Annotated in this window: 24 protein-coding genes; 5 read left to right on the forward strand and 19 right to left on the reverse strand. The window is 44.2% G+C overall.

Annotation, left to right across the window (positions count from 1 at the left end):
- Positions 1-51 precede the first annotated feature (51 nt).
- The 13 genes from DOT_RS07385 to hypF all read right to left on the reverse strand — a co-directional run bounded on the left by DOT_RS07385 (position 52) and on the right by hypF (position 11,566).
- Positions 52-1,395: a SpoIID/LytB domain-containing protein gene (locus DOT_RS07385; RefSeq protein WP_009616457.1), complete on the reverse strand. Its 1,344-nt coding sequence runs from the start codon at positions 1,393-1,395 to the stop codon at positions 52-54.
- A gap of 305 nt (positions 1,396-1,700) precedes the next feature.
- Positions 1,701-1,847: a hypothetical protein gene (locus DOT_RS30345; protein WP_009616459.1), complete on the reverse strand. Its 147-nt coding sequence runs from the start codon at positions 1,845-1,847 to the stop codon at positions 1,701-1,703.
- 42 nt (positions 1,848-1,889) lie between these two features.
- Positions 1,890-2,927 (reverse strand): Holliday junction branch migration DNA helicase RuvB, encoded by a 1,038-nt coding sequence (gene ruvB / locus DOT_RS07390; RefSeq protein ID WP_009616461.1) that lies wholly within the window; start codon positions 2,925-2,927, stop codon positions 1,890-1,892.
- 50 nt (positions 2,928-2,977) lie between these two features.
- Positions 2,978-3,577: a Holliday junction branch migration protein RuvA gene (ruvA, locus tag DOT_RS07395; protein ID WP_009616463.1), complete on the reverse strand. Its 600-nt coding sequence runs from the start codon at positions 3,575-3,577 to the stop codon at positions 2,978-2,980.
- Positions 3,574-4,071: a crossover junction endodeoxyribonuclease RuvC gene (ruvC, locus tag DOT_RS07400; RefSeq protein WP_009616465.1), complete on the reverse strand. Its 498-nt coding sequence runs from the start codon at positions 4,069-4,071 to the stop codon at positions 3,574-3,576. The genes ruvA and ruvC overlap by 4 nt, the downstream gene beginning before the upstream one ends.
- A gap of 74 nt (positions 4,072-4,145) precedes the next feature.
- Entirely contained in the window at positions 4,146-4,526 is a 381-nt protein-coding gene (locus DOT_RS07405) for a hypothetical protein (protein ID WP_009616467.1), read from the reverse strand.
- Between the two features lie 90 nt (positions 4,527-4,616).
- Positions 4,617-5,369, reverse strand: a complete 753-nt coding sequence (locus tag DOT_RS07410; protein ID WP_009616469.1) for a YebC/PmpR family DNA-binding transcriptional regulator — start codon at positions 5,367-5,369, stop codon at positions 4,617-4,619.
- Positions 5,370-5,541: 172 nt separating this feature from the next.
- A complete protein-coding gene (cysK, locus tag DOT_RS07415; RefSeq protein WP_009616471.1) occupies positions 5,542-6,465 on the reverse strand; it encodes a cysteine synthase A in 924 nt (307 codons plus the stop codon).
- A 74-nt stretch (positions 6,466-6,539) separates the two neighbouring features.
- Positions 6,540-6,953, reverse strand: a complete 414-nt coding sequence (locus DOT_RS07420; RefSeq protein WP_009616473.1) for a DUF3842 family protein — start codon at positions 6,951-6,953, stop codon at positions 6,540-6,542.
- Positions 6,954-6,973: 20 nt separating this feature from the next.
- Positions 6,974-7,966, reverse strand: coding sequence for a hydrogenase expression/formation protein HypE (gene hypE, locus DOT_RS07425; RefSeq protein ID WP_009616475.1), 993 nt, complete (start codon positions 7,964-7,966; stop codon positions 6,974-6,976).
- On the reverse strand, positions 7,966-9,060 hold the full coding sequence (hypD, locus tag DOT_RS07430) for a hydrogenase formation protein HypD (RefSeq protein WP_040411507.1): 1,095 nt from the start codon (positions 9,058-9,060) through the stop codon (positions 7,966-7,968). The genes hypE and hypD overlap by 1 nt, the downstream gene beginning before the upstream one ends.
- A complete protein-coding gene (locus tag DOT_RS07435) occupies positions 9,041-9,268 on the reverse strand; it encodes a HypC/HybG/HupF family hydrogenase formation chaperone (protein WP_009616478.1) in 228 nt (75 codons plus the stop codon). The genes hypD and DOT_RS07435 overlap by 20 nt, the downstream gene beginning before the upstream one ends.
- Entirely contained in the window at positions 9,269-11,566 is a 2,298-nt protein-coding gene (hypF, locus tag DOT_RS07440) for a carbamoyltransferase HypF (RefSeq protein ID WP_009616480.1), read from the reverse strand.
- Between the two features lie 334 nt (positions 11,567-11,900).
- On the opposite strand from hypF, the gene DOT_RS07445 reads away from it, so the two are divergent.
- From DOT_RS07445 to DOT_RS07460, 4 genes are read left to right on the forward strand one after another with little or no spacing between them, the layout of a single operon-like run.
- Positions 11,901-12,989, forward strand: coding sequence for a hydrogenase small subunit (locus DOT_RS07445; protein WP_009616482.1), 1,089 nt, complete (start codon positions 11,901-11,903; stop codon positions 12,987-12,989).
- Positions 12,990-14,552 carry a nickel-dependent hydrogenase large subunit gene (locus tag DOT_RS07450; RefSeq protein ID WP_009616484.1) on the forward strand — a complete coding sequence of 521 codons (1,563 nt, stop codon included), beginning with the start codon at positions 12,990-12,992 and terminating at the stop codon, positions 14,550-14,552.
- Between the two features lie 16 nt (positions 14,553-14,568).
- On the forward strand, positions 14,569-15,153 hold the full coding sequence (gene cybH / locus DOT_RS07455; protein WP_009616486.1) for a Ni/Fe-hydrogenase, b-type cytochrome subunit: 585 nt from the start codon (positions 14,569-14,571) through the stop codon (positions 15,151-15,153).
- 2 nt (positions 15,154-15,155) lie between these two features.
- Positions 15,156-15,653, forward strand: coding sequence for a HyaD/HybD family hydrogenase maturation endopeptidase (locus DOT_RS07460; protein ID WP_009616488.1), 498 nt, complete (start codon positions 15,156-15,158; stop codon positions 15,651-15,653).
- A 343-nt stretch (positions 15,654-15,996) separates the two neighbouring features.
- Here DOT_RS07460 and hypB read toward each other — a convergent pair whose 3' ends face one another.
- Positions 15,997-16,677 (reverse strand): hydrogenase nickel incorporation protein HypB, encoded by a 681-nt coding sequence (gene hypB / locus DOT_RS07465; RefSeq protein WP_009616490.1) that lies wholly within the window; start codon positions 16,675-16,677, stop codon positions 15,997-15,999.
- Between the two features lies 1 nt (position 16,678).
- The gene (gene hypA, locus DOT_RS07470) at positions 16,679-17,020 is read right to left on the reverse strand and encodes a hydrogenase maturation nickel metallochaperone HypA (protein WP_009616492.1); all 342 of its coding nucleotides are present in this window, start codon (positions 17,018-17,020) and stop codon (positions 16,679-16,681) included.
- A 369-nt stretch (positions 17,021-17,389) separates the two neighbouring features.
- Here hypA and DOT_RS07475 point away from each other — a divergent pair, with 369 nt between their 5' ends.
- A complete protein-coding gene (locus tag DOT_RS07475; protein WP_009616494.1) occupies positions 17,390-17,611 on the forward strand; it encodes an alpha/beta-type small acid-soluble spore protein in 222 nt (73 codons plus the stop codon).
- A gap of 357 nt (positions 17,612-17,968) precedes the next feature.
- Here the strand turns inward: DOT_RS07475 and larA are convergent, their stop codons facing one another.
- The 4 genes from larA to DOT_RS31380 all read right to left on the reverse strand — a co-directional run.
- Positions 17,969-19,231 (reverse strand): nickel-dependent lactate racemase, encoded by a 1,263-nt coding sequence (larA, locus tag DOT_RS07480; RefSeq protein WP_009616497.1) that lies wholly within the window; start codon positions 19,229-19,231, stop codon positions 17,969-17,971.
- Between the two features lie 113 nt (positions 19,232-19,344).
- Entirely contained in the window at positions 19,345-20,208 is an 864-nt protein-coding gene (locus tag DOT_RS07485; RefSeq protein WP_009616499.1) for a sugar diacid recognition domain-containing protein, read from the reverse strand.
- Positions 20,209-20,377: 169 nt separating this feature from the next.
- On the reverse strand, positions 20,378-21,526 hold the full coding sequence (gene nagA / locus DOT_RS07490; RefSeq protein ID WP_009616501.1) for an N-acetylglucosamine-6-phosphate deacetylase: 1,149 nt from the start codon (positions 21,524-21,526) through the stop codon (positions 20,378-20,380).
- A gap of 203 nt (positions 21,527-21,729) precedes the next feature.
- The coding region (locus DOT_RS31380) for a hypothetical protein (protein WP_207637033.1) at positions 21,730-21,926 on the reverse strand (197 nt) is incomplete at its 5' end.

Raw genomic sequence — 21,926 nt, forward strand, 5'->3', positions numbered from 1 at the left:
TATATCCTTCTCCTTTAAATCAGCACGTGGTTATCTGATCATGAATTTCATTCATTGAATAAGGGTATTATTGTAGTAAAACGAAAGTATTTCTTTATAAGTATACCCTATTTGAGCCATATGATAAGCTCCCCATTGAGACATCCCCACACCGTGCCCCCAACCTTGGCCTTCAAAGATAAAGACCCCGAACGGCTGGGACGTGGCACTCGTTCCTAACGATGAACTGAGAACCTTAGTAAGCAAGGGGCCTTGCTCCTTTTGAGCCGAACTAGTCCCTGAAACTAAGGAAGCTGCTTCAGCGCTTAGAAACACAGATAAGCCTGATTTTCCGTACAAATCAAGTTGGGGCGCAATTGTCTGGGCTTCAAACAAACTTCCTAAAAAGGCGGCTGTTCTAATCGGTTGCCCAAAAGGGTAAAAAGCTTTGACAAATGTACGCCCGGTAACCGTCTGGGAATGTCCAAATCCATCTTCCATCCTTACACTTTTTACCCTACCCGAGGGAAACTTGTCAAGCTCAACATTTCGGACTGGTCCTACCCCAAACGTTGAACCTAGGAGCGGTGCAGAGACAATAAATCGCCAATGAGCAACCGCACCGCCAACTCCTTCTGAATAAGGATCTGGATGAGATACATTGTGAATATCCGTAGTTCCCCAAACATTTTTAGCGTCTTCGGTATATCCCCCGCTATGTGACGAATAAAGCGCTTCGATTGGTTGCTTGCTCTGGGTGTCCACTAAAATTTGCCCTCGAGTAGCGTCGACTGCTGCCGAAGCTTCTCCTTCCACGAACTTACCCGCATAGGCCTGATCAATATCAGGAGAGTCGGTAATTGTCTTTTGGCCATTCTCTGTATGTCTAACAAGAAAGGTTCGGGCAGCCACGGCTTGAGCCTTGAGCGCTTCTATCCCTCCATGAGCCCATTCATTGCTCATTTCGATAGGCACAACCCCTTTAAGGTAGTCTTCACTGTCCACTCGATTAATTAACCGCCAATGACCATTTTCCCAATTCATTTGTAATCCTCCGCGATAAACAACATCATTGCCCTCCGGAGTTTTAACACGCAGACAGCCCAAGTTGTTCCCCCTCAGCTCTAAGACAGATCCTTGGGAAACTTGATAATCTTCCTGGTTAATTCGCAAAATAGGAGTCCAGCCACCCCAACCTAACTGGATGGTAGAACCTGTTGGAAACTTACGAGTCGTTGTATCCACAATGAGTTGATAGTCACCTTGTTCAACATCTATTTCAACCCATGAAGCCTGGCCTAACTTCCAAACAAGCTCAACTGAAATCTCGTTTGCTTGACACGGAGTGGCTGGACTCAACACGAGTATGAATAAAGCCATACACAAAAAGAGGAACCGATAAACAATCTGAAGCATGCTCAACACCACCTTCATGTTCAGATTGCCCTTTTTCCTTGGCTTATATGTCGTGATTCCTTTGGGATAATGTGGTTAGAATTCTTCGACTTCCACAGGAGATGGGATGGTTCTCAGTTGCATTCCTCTCTCGCGAGAGGAAGTGTCTTAGCATCCTACGGCGATAAGTGTTCGTTGTGGGTCAGCGCCTTCGGCGATAGTCATCCTACGGCGCGAGAGTGTACGTTAATAGCTCTGCGCCTTCGGCGATATACATCCTGTTCCGTCGCATGTGCGTCGCACCTTGCATCCTTGGCACCGCGCCATCAGTCCATCACGGCATCTAGCCATCCTGCAAGAAGGCTAATACGTGCGAAGACAGTGTCTTCGGGCGATGCTCTAACCTCGAACGTCCTGTCCGAGTCATGGACAAGTCCCGTTGCGTTTCTTAACGCTTTATCCTCTGCGCTCATCACGCAATTCCACTAAAGTGTTCTCTAAGCTAAGAAACTTCCTTATAGTCCTTTATCCTCTGGGAAAAGTCCGCTGTCAGACCGATTCTGGGGAAGTGAATATCCAAAATGCTGATAGGCTCTTACTGTGGCCACGCGTCCACGAGGAGTACGTTGGAGAAATCCCATTTGGAGTAAAAATGGTTCGACAACATCTTCAAGCGTTACTGATTCTTCTCCGATGGTTGCCGCGAGCGTATCTAAACCAACTGGGCCTCCAGTAAAGGTTTCAATGATCGTCTTTAATGCTTTTTGGTCAATCTGATCCAATCCTAACGGGTCAACCTCCAAGCGATTGAGCGCTTCTCGGGCTATTGATTGGGTGACGACGCCATCTTCCCAGACCAAGGCAAAATCCCTAACTCGTTTCAACAAGCGATTACCAATTCTCGGTGTACCACGAGAACGACAGGCAATTTCTTCCGCACCATCATCCGTTATGTCCAATCTCAAGATACTTGCTGCCCGAAGCACAATTTCTTTTAAATCCTTAACCTCATAGAATTCCAGACGACTAATAACCCCAAAACGATCACGCAAGGGAGATGTTAACTGTCCGGCTCTTGTTGTGGCTCCTACCAACGTAAACGGAGGCAGGGACAAGCGAATTGAACGGGCACTGGGCCCTTTTCCGATCATGATGTCTAGACACCCATCTTCCATGGCTGAATAAAGGATTTCTTCTGTCGTCGAGTTTAAGCGGTGGATTTCATCGATAAAAAGCACATCACGAGGCTCTAAGGCCGTTAGAATAGCCGCTAAATCGCCTGGTCGTTCAATCGCCGGACCAGAAGTGGTGCGAATACTCACGCCCATTTCTGCCGCAATAATATTCGCCAGCGTCGTCTTTCCTAAACCGGGCGGTCCATATAATAAGACGTGATCCAGCGCTTCTCCACGGGTGGATGCAGCTTGGATAAAGATACTCAGATTTTCTTTAATTTTTCTCTGCCCAATATAATCACCCATCCGATTGGGTCGAAGCGCTTCCCCTTCATGATCTGCAGGTTGTTCTTGGGGAGCAACCAGACGCTCTTCCATTTCCAGCTCTCCTCTCGTCTGTCTTTAAATATTAAAACTCTCTGTTTGACTTAACCGCCCGCAAGCAAACGCAGAGCTTTTTTCACCTGCTCTTCCGTTGTTAATTCCCCACTGTCTTTAACGGCATGTCCCAGGGCTTGTCTCGCCTCTTCCAAGCCAAAACCCAGAGCTAACAATGTTTGTAGTGCTTCAGAGTGTGTATGGGGAGAGGTGTCTGAAAATGATTCCCCACCACTGGGAAGAGAAACATGCCCTTTGAATTTTTCTTTCAGTTCCAAAATAAGTCGTTGAGCTGTTTTCTTACCGATTCCTGGAACTTTAGTTAATAAATTAAGATTTTCACTTGCGATTGCACTTTGAATTTGAACAGCTCCAAAGGTTGAAAGTAGTGAGATGGCCGCTTTAGGGCCAATGCCTGAAACACTCAACATTTCCAGAAAGAGTTGTTTTTCTTCTAAGGAAGAGAAACCATATAAGGATAAATCATCTTCGCGCATCACCACATGAGTGTACACAACAAGTTCCTGCCCCAGCGAAGACTTCGCCAAGAGTCCATAGGGCACTGTAAGTAAATACCCAACCCCTTGCACATCAAGCACCAAACGTTCTGATTGGATTTCCCAGACCTTGCCTCGCAACATCCCAATCATCGGAATTCCTCCATTCTACGATTCAATGCAAAACTATGGGCATGACAGATTGCAATGGCTAAAGCATCAGCTGTATCGTCTGGTTTGGGAATTTCGTCCAACTTTAATAATCCCTTGACCATTTGTTGCACCTGCGTTTTCTCGGCCTTTCCATATCCTACAACCGCTTGCTTAACCTGTAGCGGAGTATATTCATAAATCGGGATGCCATGCTGGGCACCGGCCAGTAAGACGACACCTCGAGCATGTCCCACTGCTAGGGCGGTTGTGGTATTGCGATTAAAGAAAAGCTCTTCAACCGCCATGTGATCTGGAGGGAACTCCCGAAGAAAAGGGTCAATTTGTTGATATAACATTAACAAACGCTCCGCCAGAGGTGTGTGAGCAGGCGTTCGCCAGCAAGAATAAGCAAGTGGGCTTAAATGATTTCCTTTTTGTTCAATTAATCCATACCCCATAATCGCTGTTCCAGGGTCAATCCCTAAAATAATCATACTCGCGTCTTCCTTTCAACATAGTAGATTTCGACAGAAGACGGACGATACCCTTTCTCCTATAAAATACCTTTCTACTCTCGCCACAGAGGTTCGTTGACCGTATCGATAAATGACTGAACCTCATCAAAGGAATAGAATTCCACCTTAGGAGCAATATCCAGCATTTCCTTTGGCCAAGCTTGGACATTTAGTCCAGTCACGATGACCCTGCCGTTCGCTCCCGGAGTCCCTTCGATTACAGATAGCACCCCATCCTCCAAGCCAAAATGATAGGTAACCCTACGCGAAGCACCATTAGCCAAGGTATCCATCGATGAGGTAGTTTCTGAGCTGATTGAATTTAAGGCATAAGCACGATTTATATTGTCCCACCAAGACATTGCTGTAGGTACAATGCTGCCAATTCCTAAACCAATAATAAGGACGAGACTCATTACAATACATCTGGACATAATGAAAAACCCTCCTGACATGTCTTCTTACCTCTAGTCTTGCCAGGAGGGCATGGTTTAATCGTTATGATGTTCGAAACTTAGTCTTGTCTAAAAATCTTCACCCGACAAGGCTTCCGCCAATTCAAAATTAGAATACACCCCTTGAGTATCGTCATGATCCTCAAGGATATCCATCAAACGTACAATCTTCCGTGCCTGGTCTGCATCCGTTATTTCGATGGTGTTTTGAGGAATAGGGCTAATCACAGACTCTTCCACTGAAATTTTTTGATCTACAAGCGCCTGACGAACACTTTCCAGGGCGTCTGGAGCGGTGTAGACTACAAAACCATCTTCATCTATATCTAAGTCCTCAGCTCCTGCGTCTAAGACCATCATCATCAAATCATCGTCGTTTAACTTAAGCCCCTCACGTAAGATTCTCAGTTGACCTTTTTCTTCAAACATCCAGCTGACGCAACCGGTCTCACCCATGTTGCCACCATTCTTAGAAAAAATATGGCGGACCTCACCAGCCGAACGGTTGCGATTGTCCGTTAGAATATCAATCATTACGGCTACACCGCCAGGACCGTACCCCTCATAACGCAGTTCTTCATAAGCTGCGCCTTCTAGGCCGCCGATCCCTTTCAGAATTGCTCGCTGGATATTTTCATTGGGCACATTTTCCGCTTTAGCGTTTTCAATGGCAATTTTTAATCGAAAGTTGTTAACGTCTCCCCCACATGCCCGGGAGGCAACAACTAACTCCCGACCCAGTTTGGTAAACATTTTCCCTTTATGGGCATCTGCCTTGCCTTTTTTATGTTTAATGTTTGCCCACTTTGAATGTCCCGACATGACAAACTCCTCCTTGTGCTAATTGACTATTAAACAGTTTAGCATAGGGTAAATTCCCTTGTAAAGAAATATATAGAAAAACTAAACTCTTAATGGAGTTACTATCTCCACTAAAAGTTTAGTTTTAAAACTTATTCCAAGCTTTTTGGGTTATCGAACCATGAACATCGAATCAGCTTTGGCTGGTAAAAAGTTCAGTGCTCAAGTAACGCTCCCCTGTATCGGGAGCAATGACAACAACGTTTTTGCCTTCTCCCAAGGTTGCGGCTACTTGAAGTGCCGCACTTACCGCAGCCCCAGACGAAATACCTACCAAAAGTCCTTCTTCACGTGCTAGACGCCGCGTTGTGTCAAAAGCATCCTCATTACTTACTTGAATAAGTTGATCCATAACTGTTTGGTTTAAAACTGCAGGGACAAACCCAGCGCCAATACCTTGGATTTTATGCGGCCCTGGTTTTCCGCCAGAGATGACTGGCGACGAGGCAGGCTCAACCCCAATGATCTTTACTTCCGGCAGACGGGCTTTCAAAATCTCACCCACTCCCGTTATTGTCCCCCCAGTACCAATTCCGGCGACAAAAGCATCGATACCGCTCAACTGATCAAGAAGTTCTAAGACCGTGCTCCGTCGATGTGCTTCCGGGTTGGCAGGATTTTCAAATTGCTGAGGCATAAAATAATCCGGGTTTTCGCGGAGCAAACGTTTTGCCTCTTCAATCGCGCCGTTCATTCCTGCTGCTCCAGGCGTTAAGACGAATTCAGCGCCATAGGCGACCATTAGCATCCGCCGCTCAACGCTCATCGTATCCGGCAGAACGACAATTAGACGATAACCTCGAGCGGCTGCAATCATCGCCAGTCCAATACCCGTGTTCCCACTTGTCGGCTCAACAATAGTTCCCCCCGGTTTAAGCACCCCTCGTTCCTCAGCATCCCGTATCATTCCCAAGGCTATCCGATCTTTGATACTTCCGCCTGGATTGAAAGCCTCAGCCTTGACATAAACATTAGCCATGCCAGGCTTCACCACTCGCTGTAAACGGATCAAAGGGGTCTGCCCTATCAAATCCGCAATAGAATCAACAACTTTCATGTTCAATTCCCCCAATTCATATCAAATTAGTATGAATTAATAGTAGCAACTATTAATCCTTTTGTCAAATAGAACTATTTGCCCTTGAGTCGTTCCTCCACTTCAGTAACTAAAGCTTCAATCTGGTGAGGTAAAGGGATTCGGACAACTCCTATGAGTTGAATATTCCCGCGTTGGATTGGGAGCAGCAATTTGTCTGCCCTACTGGCAGAAATAGCCATAGCCATAGCCGGAGTAATTTCTCCCAACAGACCATAGACCATCATTACCGCAATCGATCCGACAATAATGTCTACCCGATCAGAATTAAAACAAATCGCGGACTCCCCCGAAGCACCCTCTGTAGCCCCAGCACGCAACATTGCTCCTGTAGCAAGAGCATTCGTTCCCAGAGCAAGGATATCCAACTCGGGCATTCGTTTGCGTAACTGCTCAACAATATGTTTGCCAATACCGCCGCCCTGCCCATCAATGACTGCTATCCGCATAATACCCTCTTCCTTCCTTCTCAACATATCCGGGGAAGATGCTCACCTTCAAGCATGCCAACAATACGTTTTCCCCCAAGAGGGGTTTCTAACAAGACGAGTCCTGGCTTTTCCTCATGAACTCGCCCGATGCGTGCCGCATAGCGTCCCAGTGGGTGGGCCTGTATTTTTTGCAGAACATCGTCCGCGACTTCTGGTGAAACAATTACCAAGGCTTTCCCCTCATTCGCTAAATAAAGGGGCTCTAAGCCTAACATTTCGCATGCCCCTTCAACACTTGGAGAAAGTGGCAATAGTTTCTCATCTAAGAGAATACTTACTCCAGCTTGCCCGGCCAATTCATTAAGCGTCGTCGCCACGCCACCACGGGTAGGGTCTCTCATACATTTAACTCCTGGCAAATAAAAGGCATCAATAAGTCCATTTAAGGGCGCGCAGTCACTCACCACTGGGGTTTGAAATTCAAGTCCTTCTCGCTCAGACAAAATTGCAATCCCATGATCCCCAATCGTCCCAGTAATCAGAATTTCGTCGCCGGGCCGAATTCGTTCTGGGCCGACTAAACGATTGGTAATATACCCGATCCCCGTTGTGTTTATGAAAATTTTATCTACGCTTCCCCGTTCGACAACTTTCGTATCCCCACATACGATCGAGACCCCTGCTTCCGATGCTGTTTCGGCAATACTCTTAATGATCCGCTCTAGGTCATCCAAGGGCAAGCCTTCTTCTAAAATAAGCGCCAGCGTTAAAAACTTAGGCGTCGCTCCACTCACTGCTAGGTCATTGACGGTGCCACATACGGCAAGTTTACCGATATTTCCGCCGCGGAAAAACAAGGGTGAAACCACGAATGAGTCAGTGGTTACTGCAATTTGCTCTCGTCCCGGTAATATGCTCGCATCATTCATCTGATCTAGGTAGGGATTGCCTAAATACTTCTGGAAAAGGGTACGAATTAATTCATGGCTTAACCGCCCACCGCTTCCATGAGCCATCATAATACGTTCCATTAATCCCCACTCCTTTGTGCGTATCGGTAATAAGCGGCACATGACCCTTCGGAAGACACCATACAAGGTCCAACCGGTTTCATAGGTGTACAAAAACGGGCAAACAAAGAACATTGGGTTGGATAAATTCGACCTTTCAAGACATCCCCACAACGGCAACCGGGGGTTTCCTCGGAATGAAAAATCGGCAACGAGAATTTCTTGGCCGCATCCCATAAGCTGTATTCTTCTCGAATACCCAAGCCACTTTGGGGAATTAATCCTATACCCCTCCAGGATGCCTCAACCGGCTCAAAGACTTGTTCGATGAACATTCTGGCTCGAGGGTTCCCTTCTGGTTTGGCGACCCGTTTATATTGGATTTCAATTTCTGAACGCCCTTCCTCACGTTGACGAAGAAGCATAACAATGGCTTCTAATATATCAAGGGCTTCAAATCCGGTCACAACGCCAGGTTTGCCATAATCCTTAGCCATAAAACCAATGGGTTCAATGCCAATAATCGAGCAGACATGCCCTGGATCAAGGAAAGCATCGACAACCAATTCAGCGTCCTCAGCTAACAGTCTTAACACTGGAGGAACGACCTTGTGCATAGATAGCACGCTATAATTTTCTATTCCTTCATGTTTTGCTGTTTCTAAACTTACGGCTACAGTAGGCACTGTCGTCTCAAACCCAATTCCCAGAAAGACGACCTCTTTATCCCGGTTTTTTCGGGCTAACTCTAAAGCATCTTGGGTCGAATAAACAATTCGAACATCTGCCCCTTCTGCTCTTAAAACTTGCAAGTTTTTCTCTGTCCCCGGCACCCGAATCATGTCTCCGAACGTTGCGGTAATCACATTCGGTTGCGCAGCTAAATAAAGGTAGCGATCAATGTCACTGCTATCTGTCACACAAACTGGACAACCTGGTCCTGATATTAAGCGAACCGTCTCCGGCAACAACTCTCGAAGCGCATTTTTAGCGATAGCTACGGTATGTGTTCCACACACCTCCATAATTGTAAACGTACTTTGGGCTAAGGCCTGGATTTCCGCAAGATAGTCAGCCGCCTTAGTCAAAAGCTCCTTACTCTTGTTCATAGGCATTGGCTACCTCCAACAAAAGTTCTTCAGTCTCTTTTGCGCTCTCATCGTCGATGATTCCAATGGCAAAGCCCGCGTGAACCAAAACATATTCACCGATTTTGACCTCAGGAACCAAGTCAATACTGACAACCCGTTCATTCCCCATCATATCCACTTTGGCAATCGAACCATCCATCGAAACAACTTTAGCAGGAATAGCTAAACACATTTACAACACCTCATTCGCAATTAATAGTTGTCCGAAGGCAAGCCCGCCGTCTCCGGGAGGGAGCGCTTTAGAGCGCAAGACTTCAATTTTGTGGTTTTGACAGAGATTAAGAATGATTTCTGTCAAAAGTTTATTTTGGAAGACCCCTCCGCTCAAAACCAAAGGATCTGCCGCTACTCTTAATTGTAACACAAGATCTACGATAGCCTGAGCAATGGTTCGGTGAAAACGATACGCGATTTCTCCCCGACTCACGCCAAGAATAATGTCCTGGACTAGTCCTTCAAAGAGCGGTTTTACCCCAAGGATGTATACCGCCCGTTCTACTCTAACCTCATAAGGATATAGTAATCGTATCTTATCTACCTTATGCTCTGCAACTTCAGCACATCGATTCTGCCAAAACCTCGTTGCCAGACTTTCCAGCTCGATCGCCGCTTGTCCTTCGTAGGTTACCTTTGTACAAACACCAAGCAACCCGCTCACTGCGTCAAAGAGCCTCCCTGCACTTGATGTTTGGAAGATTTGAACCCCTGTTTCAAGTTGGCGATCTAAGATTTGACGTTCATTGACCGAAAGTGTTGTCCAAAAAGGTTCTGTCTTTTGCCAAGTCTCACTGGTAAGAAGCGTTTTAAGATAAGCATATGCGATACGCAAAGGACGTTTTGCAGCCGCATCGCCCGATGGAAGTGGCAAATACTCCAGATGTGCCTTGCGTTCATATCCTGAAGCATTACCGTATATAAATTCAAATCCCCAAATACACTGATCTTCTCCGAGACCAGTCCCATCACAGATAACCCCCAGAGTCGGGTCTGAGCGATCCCACTCTCCCAACACGCTGACTAAATGCGCATGATGATGCTGCACTGAACGTTTCGACCAAGGCTGTTCCAGGGCAAATCGGGTCAGCTGGTAGTTCGGATGCTTATCGTAAGCAATCGCCAACGGCGAAATATTGACAACTCGCTGAAAGGATTTAAGTTCCTGGTGAAAACGTTGGAGATTTTCATATCCTTGCATATCTCCAAGATACTGACTTACAAAAGCCCGCTGGCCGGAGGCGAGGCAAAAAGCATTTTTCAGATCTCCGCCCACACCTAGTAATGGGGTCTTGACATGAATTGATGACATCAAAATCGGTAAAGGGACCTGACCGCGAGCCCGCCTCAAAAAAACTGCTTCATCTCCGATAACTTGAACAACCGAGTCGTCACAGGGATGATAAATATCCCGGTTATGCATCAAAAAATAATCGGCGATTCCCTGTAATTCTTCGAAGGCTTCATCATTGGTATAAACAAGAGGGCGGCCGCTGAGATTGGCACTCGTCATGACTAGAAAATCATACGGTCCTTCAAACAAACGATGATGAAGGGGAGTATAAGGAAGCATGATTCCTAACGTATGAATACCCGGCGTTATGTCCTCTGGTAAAGAATTAGTTAGTCCAACCTTACGTTCAAGTACAACGATGGGAGCGGCTGAACTTCGTAACAGTTCCTCCTCCTTAGGGGAAATAACAACCGCGTCTCGCGCTCGTGCTACCGTCCGAGCCATCACTGCAAAAGGCTTGGCTCCTCGTTCTTTTCGCTCACGCAGGCGCCGTACTGCTTGCACATTTCGAGCATCACAAACAAGATGGAAACCACCTAATCCTTTTACCGCAATAATCCCTCCTTGGGACAGCTGAGCGACACCTATGCCAGGGAGCACGTGACCCACATCATTTCTGAGTTCGACCATCGGCCCACACTCTTTACAGGCCACTGGTTGAGCATGGAAACGCCGATCTCTTGGATTTCTATACTCTACTGCACAGGCTTTGCACATCGGGAACCCTGACATGGTCGTTTGTGCTCGATCATAAGGTACATCACGGATAATCGTATAGCGCGGGCCACAATTCGTGCAATTTGTGAAAGGATATCGGTAATGCCGATTCTCAGGATCGGCTACTTCTTTAAGACAATCTCCACACGTTGCAACGTCGGGCGAAATTAAAACATCTGCTTCTTGCCCCGCCTCACTCTCAACAATTTCAAACGTCGCATAATTTTCCAGCTCCGCCCCAACGGATCGCGCCGTCACAATTTTAGCCAAAGGCGGGGCCTCTTCCAGCAAACGATGATAGAACAACTCCAGCTTAGCACCTTCTGCATGGATCGTCACACCTTGGCTTGAGTTATTCACCCACCCTTTAATACCTAGTTCTTCCGCGAGCTTGAAAACAAACGGCCGAAAGCCCACCCCTTGAACAATCCCATTGAAGTAAATAGTCTTTGCTTCAAGATTCATATGATACAACAACCAGCTTTCAATAGCTTTCTTGATTCTTCCTGTTCTAAGACGCTGCTTCTATGAAAATGAGCGTTTAATTGATGACAAAAATCCTATTAACTTCCTTATATTGTACACGCCAAACTCTATTTTCTTCAAGAGGATGATAAGACTATTAAAATTTCGACAAATTCAGTGGAATTAATAAATAGATTTTAAATAATAATTAAAATTTTTAGATTCTTCTAAAATATAAGGAGGAATACAATAGTTTGAGTCGAATACATATTCTAGGTATAAATATTTCTGATTACAAGCGATGACGCATATTACAGGAGGTGTTCTGAAAATTATGGGAAATTTTGATTTGCTCAAAGCAAAAGGCGTTTCTCGGCGAGATTTTATGAAGTTAGTAGCAGCAACGACCGCGGCACTTGGCTTACCTGAACTTTTTGTTCCCCAAGCAGCCTCGGCTCTAGAACAAGCTCTTAAGAAGCCACCTGTTATATGGTTGGAAGGTATGGACTGTACAGGATGTACCGAGTCAGCCATAGCCACCTTAAACCCTTCACCCGCCGAACTCGTTCTAGACATGCTCTCAATTCGCTATCATGAAACGATCATGGCCGGATCCGGTCAAACATCCGAGGAAGCCTACCAATCAGCTCTGAAAGAGAACTTCGTTCTCATCGTAGAGGGTGCTTGTCCAGCTAAAGAGGAGTATGACCGTTTCTGTATGGTTGGAGGGAAGCCATTCCGCACAACCCTGATTGAAGCCGCCCGCAAAGCTCAGGCGATCATCGCCATAGGTAGTTGCGCATCTGAAGGGGCTGGTATTCCGGGCGCTTGTGCTTCTGGTGCCGTTGGGGTAGGAGAAATCCTTAGTACTGCCGGAATTTCCACACCGCTTATCAATCTTCCTTGTTGCCCCGTTAAACCCACAACCTTAATTGGTACTATCGTCTATTATTTAACTTATCATAAAGCTCCTCCCCTTGATTCGCAAAATCGCCCCCTAGCATTCTATGGCACACTATTACACGATAACTGTCCACGCCGCGGCCATTTTGAAAATGGCGAATTCCTCACAGATTGGAATGATCCTCTCCAGAAGCAGTATTGTCTTATGTTAAAAGGCTGCAAAGGCCCGCAAACCTACACAGACTGTGCTCAAGTATGGTGGAATGACAACGCTAACTTCTGTATTAACGCCGGATCACCTTGTTCGGGGTGTTCAGAGAAAAGCTTTTATAAAGAATTTAGCCCCTTATATGCAAAACAAGAAATGTTTAAGCTACCGGGCATCGGTCAGATTAATGCCGATACCGTCGGAGCCGTTATCGGAGGAGCAGCAGCCGTTGGCCTTGGTGCCCACTTAATCGCCACGGCAGCTAGCGGCAGATTGAGCAGTAAGGATCATGATCGTAAGGAGGATATGTAGATGGCGAAAGTAGTTGTTGATCCTTTAACACGCATTGAAGGGCATTTAAGGATTGAAGTTGAAGTCGAGAATGATAAAGTTGTTGAAGCACATGTCATCGGGACCATGTACCGTGGGATTGAAGCTATGCTCCGCGGTCGCGATCCTCGGGATGCTACGTATGTTACAGAACGTGTCTGCGGAGTTTGCGCAGGTTCCCATGGTTGGGCATCCTCAATGGCCCTAGACAAAGCTTTTGGGGCTAACGTTCCTGCTGGTGGTCGGATTATCCGTAACCTGATCATTGGGGCTATGTTTTTACATGACCATCCGCTACATTTCTATCATCTGAGCGCGCTAGACTACTTAGATGTCATGGCTGTCGCCAAATATCAAGGAAAAGACCCCGGACTTCTGGCTGTTAAAGATAAAATTGTTAAGCTCGTTGTAGCCGGAGATACTGCTCCTTTAACCCCTCGCTACAAACCTGATGCCTTCAGTGTCAATGATCCAGAGTTAGTGACAATGGCCGTCGCCCACTACCTCAAAGCTTTGGAGATGCAAGCAAAGGCCAAGAAGATGTCCGCTTTGTTTGCCGGAAAACAGCCCCACCAATCTTCCATAGTTGTTGGTGGTGTTACTATGCTTCCCAATATTGAAGTAATTGAACAATTCCGCTCGATGCTTTCTGAGCAGCTTGATTTTATTGAAAAGATCTATCTCCAAGATGTTTTAACCTTCGGTACTGGTCCGTTGCTCCCCTTGGCTCAAGCAGGCGTTGGTGGCGGAGCTCTGAACTACATGTCTTATGGCGGTTTCGCCCGAGATAATGAGAGTAAAGATTTATTCTTCAAAGCGGGTTTGATCATGAATGGGGATCTAAGCAATATCTTACCTGTGGATGAAAAGAAAATTACGGAGGATGTTCAATATTCTTGGTATAAAGCCAGCGCTAATGGTAAAACGCCCTATACTGAGGATACAATACCCGATCTGGATAAGAAGGGTGCCTACACCTTTGTTAAAGCGCCTCGCTATGATGCTAAACCTATCGAAGTTGGGCCTCTCGCCCGAATGCTTATCATGCAACCAAAAGGTCTTCTGGACATTATCGCCAAGAATAATATCAAACCAGGTGCTGTCGCCCGTCATGCAGCTCGAGCTTATGAAACTCTCCTTCTGGTCAAGGATATGTTCACTTGGTTAGATGCTTTAGAGAATGAAATGGGATCCAAGGATTTCCGCATCCATGATACAGAGCACTGGGAAGCTCCGGTAACTGGGCAAGGTGCGGGCATGACCGAAGTACCCCGCGGCTCGCTTGGCCACTTTGTCAAGGTCGCCGATCATAAGATTGAGAACTATCAAATGGTTGTTCCGACTACCTGGAATTTCTCACCCCGTGATGACAATGGAGTCCGTGGCCCGGTTGAACAAGCTTTAATCGGCGTCCCAGTTCCCGACCTCGAAAATCCGGTCAATATCGTACGAGTAGTTCGTTCCTATGACCCATGCCTAGCATGTGCAATTCACCTCATCGATCCAGTAACCAACGACATTAAAAAATTCCGGATTGGCTGGTAGAAAAGGAGGAAAGGACATGGTTGACCCACTTGACCACCCATTATTCCAGCGTGTTAGCCACTGGATAAATTTAATTAATTTTCTGATGTTAGGCCTCACAGGTTGGTTTATACACTCCCCTTATCCTGGAATGCCCATGAATCTAGTTCGCAACTTACACTTTATCTTTATGTATTCTTTAATTATTAATGGAATTGTACGTTTCTACTATTCCTTTTTTGGAAAGCATAAGGATTATGATAATATTTTACTCAATACCCAAGATGTTAAAACTATCTGGCCCCAAATTAAGTATTATCTGTTCATCGGCAAACACCCAAAAGTAGGGAAGTATAATCCTCTTCAGAAAATGGCCTATATCGCCCTGCCAATAATGGCTGTCGCCCAAGCAATTACTGGAGCTATACTCTACAAGCCAGAACAACTGGCAAATCTCGCAGGCTATTTTGGCGGTTTAGCTGCTGTTCGTGGCCTTCACTACGTCTTTATGTGGTTGTTTATAGCAGTCGTTGGCATTCATATTTATCTTGTCTTTACAGCAGCCTATGAACAATTTCTATTCATGTTCTTTGGCAAAATGAGAAATGAGAAGGGAATGTAATCATGCATTCACCAAAAATTATGGTGATGGGGGTAGGCAACATCCTCTTATCCGATGAAGGTTTAGGCGTTCGTTTTTTGGATGAAATGGCTAAAATGCCACTTCCGAATAACGTGGAGCTCCTTGAAGGGGGCACAGCCGGACTTGAACTGGTACACCTCATTCAAGAAGTCGATTTTCTAATTATTATTGATGCCATAGACGCCAAAGATGAACCCGGGGCATTGTTTCGCTTCACACCGGAAGATATTCAAATCTTCCCGGAAAAGTTCGAGGTTTCATTTCATCAAATCGGGATCATTGAGGTGCTTGCCATGGCCAATGTCTTGGGGCAAGCTCCTCAAACCTTAATTTTTGGCCTTCAGCCCAAAAGTTTGGAATGGGGAATGGAGATCAGCCCAGAAATCCAAGCGCTCTTTCCCCGTCTTAAAGAATTCGTTCTCCAAGAAATTGACTCCATTCAACATCAAGGAAAATTTGCTTCGACCTTGACGACTTGATGAGTCTAAAAACCTACCTCTCACAGAAAATCAGAATAAAACAGACTTATAAGGTTCATTAACTAATGCACCTTATAAGTCTGTTTTATTTTCTTCAACTTTTGTCTCCCTAGCTAAAAGTTTCTGACGATATTTAGATATCTATCATGGTATTCGCCTATATAGATAATGTTTTCGGGCACGATACGTCGTGCCCTTTTGTATACTATCAGAAAGTATAAACTTCGTTATATACTGCAAGTAGGGCTAATCCGTGCGAAGACAGTGCCTTCGTCTAAGCATAAGTTCAACTAAGGCGGCCGCCTTCGCAAGCTTGGCGCCAGCCAAGTTTTCTTTATCGAAATTACCCTATATTTTCCTGATAGACTTTGACTTCTTGCTTTAACCAGCTTGTCCAAGCTATAAGACCATTCCCTGAGCGACAAGATACCTCGAAGATCTTAATTTCAGGATTAATGCTTAGGATATCTTGTTTCATAGTCGCCATATTCACATCTGTTAACTGCTCAAGGTCCATTTTATTGAGAACAACTGCTTTGGCATTGCGGAAGATCACTGGGTATTTTGCTGGCTTGTCATCTCCCTCGACAATACTTAAAACAATGATCTTAAACGCTTCCCCTAAATCAAAATCAGCTGGACAAACTAAATTTCCGACATTTTCAATAATCATGAGATCCGTTGCCTGCCAATCAAATTCAGGCAAAACTTTATTTACCATCTTACTATCAAGATGGCAACCTCCGCCAGTATTAATTTGAATGACTGGAATCTCGTGAACAGCGATGCGATCAGCATCTTTACTTGTAAAGATATCTCCCTCAATAACCCCCACCTGGAGATCCAAGGTTAAATGGGGCAACGTCTTCTCCAACAGTGTCGTTTTCCCTGCTCCTGGTGAGCCTATGACATTAATGGCTAGACAATTATTCTTGCGGAAGTGGGTACGGTTTACTTCAGCCTGCATATCATTAGCACTAAGTAAATTTGCCATCACTTCAATTTCTCGGCGAGTATGATCCATACTATTCAACCTCCAGACTTTCAAGTAAAAGTTCCTCTCCCTGAATCACTTCAATGCCCGTATTTTGACAGTTCGGGCAAAGAAAAAACATAGTTTTTACGGCAAACACATGTTGACAACTCCTGCATTGAGCGCGCACAGGAACACGCTCTATAATTAGCTCTGCCCCCTCACATATGGTATCCTTGCTATATGCTTCAAACGCCATGTCCAAAGCATCTGGTTCTGCATTCGTAAGCTCTCCAACTTTTAGTTTAACCTGAAGTACGCGCTTAACTTCATGTAAAGAAAGGGTCTGTTCGATGACCTCAAATACTCCACCCATTAAAGACATCTCGTGCAAATCATCACCCCTTCGTATTATGAAGTAACTATCCCCAATCCTAAGTGTCCTGTTCCCGTTGTACTTCTCGGTCATAGATGAACTTCTGAGCATTTTGAACGGATACATTGGTACTATGTCTAATTCGACAGGAGAAGCAAATATCCCTTTGTGAAGGTGGAGGATCAAACTAAGCGCAGGCACTCTTTGAACCCCACATTAAAATTTATAAATTCGTGGCACTAAGTAACAAACATACTGTATCCCTTCCTGGGTATTCTTTACTTAAAATCTGTATAATTATGTGTATTATAACCGTGTATAGAGTCCATCGAGATGGATAATATAATAATGCGTTCACTAAAACAACTGAAAAAGGAGGATGGTTAAATGAGCCGTAATACACCTGAAGTTCCTGAATCCGAAGGACAGTTGGATAAACTAAAGTGGGAAGTAGCTGAAGAACTTCATTTAGATGATGATATTCAAGAAAAAGGGTTCGCCAATATGACTACCCGTGAAGTAGGTCAAATCGGCGGAAACATGGTCAAAAAGATGGTTACTTTTGCTGAAAAGGAAATGGCAGAACAGGGTGCCGATATAATGGACTAACTATATTTTGTAGACAACTGTCGTCCAATTTAATTGTTTACAAGTACGAGTTTGTTCCCTCCAAACCTTATAGACTCAAAACCTATTTTTCTAATATGCCCACAACGGGACGAACGTACACAAACGTTCGTCCCGTTTCCTATTTTCATGTATGTTGGTGGAGGCTTTTTTGTTATTTTATGTTTGTTGTATTGGTTATTTAATTTCTTTTATATCATATCTTTACTGGTTTTCTCTTGGCACTTATTTTCCAAAAATAAAGAGCGGGCACTCTATTTAAACAAATAGAACCCGCTCAAATACCTATAGAGCTTACTATAGAATATCCTCAAAATAACTGACTACGGCCTTACAATGTTATTCTTCTACGTAGGGAATCGTCAGGGGACCCAGAGGCAATACTGCAATACTCATCTTATCGCCATATTTATCTGTAAGTTCTTTCAGGGTTTGTTCAATACTCTTAATCGGTGTCAGTTTGGCTATTTTAACAGACTCATCCGGCAACGTTGAAAAGATATGGACATCCGCCCATTCCTGAATCATTGCCAGTCTTTGAGCTTCCCATTGGTCAAACATTTGAAAAGATGGTTCATTAATCATTTCTAAGAGTTTGCTTGGCGTGTCACGCATGTCTAAGATCTTAACAAAATTGCCATGTTCGGGCATACCCTCAATACATTCTGCTGCACAAATAATAGTCCCTCCCTGTTTGACAATCTTTTGAGCAGCATTCATACCTTTTACAGCTTGATATAAGTTTTGATCGAGCGGATAGCCGGAATTCGTCGTAATGACGACATCAAAGCGTTGATCACACTTAATCATAGCATGTTCTTTTACATAAGCACACCCTGTTGCATGAGCTGCAGCTAACTCGCCAGCAAACACATTCGTGATCTCTTTTTTGCCATTCAAAGCAACATTCAAGAGAAAATCCGGTTTGCAAAAGGTGTTAACTTCTCTAGTCATCTCTTGGAGGGGATTATTCTCCAAGACCCCCCAAGTAGCCATTGGATGCCCAATCATCTTGGCGTTATGAAACGTAAGAATGGTTTCGATACCCGCAATCCCTGGCATAATCCCCTTTGGCCCTCCAGAAAATCCCGCAAAAAAATGAGGTTCAATGAATCCTGTGACAATTCTAAAGTCGGCTTCAACATATTCTTTATTGAGGTATACCTCGCAGCCGAAGCGACTTGTTCCGAGATGCGTTAGCTCAGATTTGTCGTGACAGTGATGATTGATAATTCGAACGGTATCTACAACCGTTTCCCCTAACATCTCTACAAATTCTTCTCTCGTTTGGTCACGGTGGGTTGCTGTCCCGTTAATAATCGTAACATTCTCTATAGGGACATGAGGAAGTTCCTCAAGTATCCAGGGAATCAATTTATGATTTGGCGTCGGTCTGGTAATATCACTAATCACAATGACAACACGATCACTGGATTTGACCATTTCTTTTAAAGGTTTGGTGCCGATAGGGTTGCGCAGAGCATTCAATACAACTTCATGATCATCCTCTGGTGGCTGCTGGTGGGTTGGTTCAATAATCTTCGAATTTTCAGGAACGTTAACCTTCAATCCATTTTTTCCATAAGCCAAACTAACTTCCATTGTGACATCTCCTTAATCATTATTTATTATAAGTAAAGATTCTTCCCAATTAACAAGGTTTTTATAGTTTTTCTAGTTTTTCTAAAACACACTTGGAAAAAATATATTTGGGGTCATAAATTAGAAGCCAAAGTTTGTAATTCACGACTCACTTGTTGGACCCCTTCAACTAAGAAAGCAATTTCCTGATTGGCCTGGGCCTGCTCTAAAGTAACTGCACAGTTACGTTGAGAGCTCTCCGTAATTTTACTGATAATGGCTCGAAATTGCAGCAAAATCCCACTTATCTCATTAGCTGAGCGATTACTCTCTTCCGCCAATTTGCGCACTTCCCCTGCGACCACCGAAAAACCACGACCTTGTTCCCCTGCTCGAGCAGCTTCAATTGCGGCATTCAATCCTAACAGATTAGTTTGTTTAGCAACTTTTCGTATAAGCTCCAATATACTCGAAGTATACTGAAGATGATTGTTTCCTTCCTGAGCTTCCTCTGCGATCGAATTGCTAATAGAAACTACTTCTTGGGCAGAAGCAGCAGTTTGTTGCACTGCACTAACCGCTTGTTCCAGCGAAGTGCTTAGAATCTCGACCTGCTTGCGAATGACAACTTTCAAGTCTTCATCTCTTAACATCATAACGACCATGCCCGCTGCGATCTTCGCAACTGGCTTAACAATTGCCAACGGTCCTGCGATTCCAAATGTACCAATCTTTATACCGTCTGCTTTAATTGCTAAACTAATCCCTTCCTTAAGTCGACCCCCGGATGCTTCAGCGTCTGAATCTGTAATAATAGCAGAATCACTAGTCGTCGCTAATATTTGTTTGCTCCCATTATGCTGCATACCTATTCTCGTTCGGGCAGAATCAGCAATAATCGTCCCTGTCCCATCGCAGACAATAACAGCATAGCCACATTGTCCATTAATAAATTCTACTATCTTTTGAGCAATATTTTCACTAAGCTTCCACACCATACTCTAGCTCTCCATTTCAAGTAAGCCGTCTCCTCATATCATACCATATCGTCTGATGGTCTGACCAGTTACATTATAGCTTTACAGGAGGAAAATACCAAAATATTTAGTTTTTTTCAGGCTTTTTAAAGTGACTCACTTTCTCGGTAGCATTTCCCAAAAACTTTCATTAAGTATTTTCAGCGATATAGCATAAATGACCGCTAACAAACGTGTATAGTATTGAAAAATTATCATCAAAAACAACAATATCCGATCGTTTACCTATTCCTATATGTCCTATGCTTTCTTCCATTCCTAATAACTTTGCAGGATTTTCAGTTACAGTTTTAACCGCATTAATAATACTTATTCCTGTATTTCGTTTGAAATTTCTTAACGCATTGGCAATGGTTAGAATACTGCCTGCAAGTGTGCCATCCTCTAACCTAGCACTATTATTTTCAACTACAACACATTGACCTCCAAGTTCATAGCGGCCATTTCCCAGGCCACTGGCCCGCATTGAATCAGTTACAAGAATAATCTTCTCAATTCCTTTGGATTGTAGTAATATCCGCTGTGCTGCAGGATGTATATGGATGTTGTCAACAATCAATTCACAATATACTTCAGAACTACACATCGCTGCCCCAACAATTCCCGGCTCCCGATGGTTTAGAGGGGTCATTGCATTAAAAGTATGGGTAATGCTTCGTGCACCGTTTTCAATGGCATTTATTGCATCTTCATAGGTCCCGCAACTATGCCCTAGAGAGATAACGATGTCGCTATCCACACATTTTCTTATAAAACACTCTGTATTTTCAAGCTCTGGAGCTATTGTGACCACTTTAATAAGGTTCTTATAATTTCTCAACAGCTCAAAATCTGGATGCCGCATATAAATTGGGTTTTGAGCTCCTGGATTTTTTGAACTTATAAAGGGTCCTTCCAGATGACACCCTAATACATTTGAACCTGAGGTTTCGACCATCGCTTTTTTGATTACCCTTAGAGCAGACTCTATTTTATCCCAATCCATAGTCATGGTAGTTGCAAGAAATCCGGTAACACCATAGGAGACAAATCTTTTACATATTGCTCTAATTCCTTGAAGATCGCCATCCATGATATCATGCCCCATAGCCCCGTGTGTATGGATATCTATAAAACCGGATGAAACATAGTTGTCTTTAGCATCAATTAAATTATTGATTGAGTATTTGTGGATTTCAGATCTTGGTATTATATCAATAATTTTATCTTCGAATATAATTACCTTGTCTGTCTCCAGTTCATTTCCAATTATTATTTTCCCATTGATAATTGCATCCAATTTTTTAATCTCCTAAATATTCTTTCTTCAATTATTATATTGCCTTTATTAAAGCTCAGGGCCTTTTAATCACAACAACCCATTAAAAATTCTTATCGAAGCACCTACTCTCGTACTCCAAGCTAAATACTTATCATTTTGTAACACAATGAGGCGATAGTTAGGAATTGTCGAGTTATGTAAAGTTGTAAAGCTTCTTGCGCTCAAGCCCTGAAACCAAAGGCACGATAGTGTCCGGTGGACACTATCGCCGAAAGCGCGTAACCCTTCACATACTTATCGCGCTGAAGGATTAGTATCGCCGAGCCACCCACCCCAATGAAACACTTCATGGCGAAAGGAGCTTTTCGCCACACTGCGTCCCGAAACAAATTCTCCTGCAGTGTGGATCCGAACGGGT

The organism is Desulfosporosinus sp. OT (assembly GCF_000224515.1).
In the GTDB taxonomy this organism is placed as follows: Bacteria; Bacillota; Desulfitobacteriia; order Desulfitobacteriales; family Desulfitobacteriaceae; genus Desulfosporosinus.

Excerpts from the sequence above, each read along its gene's own strand:
- DOT_RS07385 (WP_009616457.1), bottom strand. The coding sequence starts at position 1,395 with ATGCTTCAGATTGTTTATCGGTTCCTCTTTTTGTGTATGGCTTTATTC.
- DOT_RS30345 (WP_009616459.1), bottom strand. The coding sequence starts at position 1,847 with ATGAGCGCAGAGGATAAAGCGTTAAGAAACGCAACGGGACTTGTCCAT.
- ruvB (WP_009616461.1), bottom strand. The coding sequence starts at position 2,927 with ATGGAAGAGCGTCTGGTTGCTCCCCAAGAACAACCTGCAGATCATGAA.
- ruvA (WP_009616463.1), bottom strand. The coding sequence starts at position 3,577 with ATGATTGGGATGTTGCGAGGCAAGGTCTGGGAAATCCAATCAGAACGT.
- ruvC (WP_009616465.1), bottom strand. The coding sequence starts at position 4,071 with ATGATTATTTTAGGGATTGACCCTGGAACAGCGATTATGGGGTATGGA.
- DOT_RS07405 (WP_009616467.1), bottom strand. The coding sequence starts at position 4,526 with ATGTCCAGATGTATTGTAATGAGTCTCGTCCTTATTATTGGTTTAGGA.
- DOT_RS07410 (WP_009616469.1), bottom strand. The coding sequence starts at position 5,369 with ATGTCGGGACATTCAAAGTGGGCAAACATTAAACATAAAAAAGGCAAG.
- cysK (WP_009616471.1), bottom strand. The coding sequence starts at position 6,465 with ATGAAAGTTGTTGATTCTATTGCGGATTTGATAGGGCAGACCCCTTTG.
- DOT_RS07420 (WP_009616473.1), bottom strand. The coding sequence starts at position 6,953 with ATGCGGATAGCAGTCATTGATGGGCAGGGCGGCGGTATTGGCAAACAT.
- hypE (WP_009616475.1), bottom strand. The coding sequence starts at position 7,966 with ATGGAACGTATTATGATGGCTCATGGAAGCGGTGGGCGGTTAAGCCAT.
- hypD (WP_040411507.1), bottom strand. The coding sequence starts at position 9,060 with ATGCCTATGAACAAGAGTAAGGAGCTTTTGACTAAGGCGGCTGACTAT.
- DOT_RS07435 (WP_009616478.1), bottom strand. The coding sequence starts at position 9,268 with ATGTGTTTAGCTATTCCTGCTAAAGTTGTTTCGATGGATGGTTCGATT.
- hypF (WP_009616480.1), bottom strand. The coding sequence starts at position 11,566 with ATGAATCTTGAAGCAAAGACTATTTACTTCAATGGGATTGTTCAAGGG.
- DOT_RS07445 (WP_009616482.1), top strand. The coding sequence starts at position 11,901 with ATGGGAAATTTTGATTTGCTCAAAGCAAAAGGCGTTTCTCGGCGAGAT.
- DOT_RS07450 (WP_009616484.1), top strand. The coding sequence starts at position 12,990 with ATGGCGAAAGTAGTTGTTGATCCTTTAACACGCATTGAAGGGCATTTA.
- cybH (WP_009616486.1), top strand. The coding sequence starts at position 14,569 with ATGGTTGACCCACTTGACCACCCATTATTCCAGCGTGTTAGCCACTGG.
- DOT_RS07460 (WP_009616488.1), top strand. The coding sequence starts at position 15,156 with ATGCATTCACCAAAAATTATGGTGATGGGGGTAGGCAACATCCTCTTA.
- hypB (WP_009616490.1), bottom strand. The coding sequence starts at position 16,677 with ATGGATCATACTCGCCGAGAAATTGAAGTGATGGCAAATTTACTTAGT.
- DOT_RS07475 (WP_009616494.1), top strand. The coding sequence starts at position 17,390 with ATGAGCCGTAATACACCTGAAGTTCCTGAATCCGAAGGACAGTTGGAT.
- larA (WP_009616497.1), bottom strand. The coding sequence starts at position 19,231 with ATGGAAGTTAGTTTGGCTTATGGAAAAAATGGATTGAAGGTTAACGTT.
- DOT_RS07485 (WP_009616499.1), bottom strand. The coding sequence starts at position 20,208 with ATGGTGTGGAAGCTTAGTGAAAATATTGCTCAAAAGATAGTAGAATTT.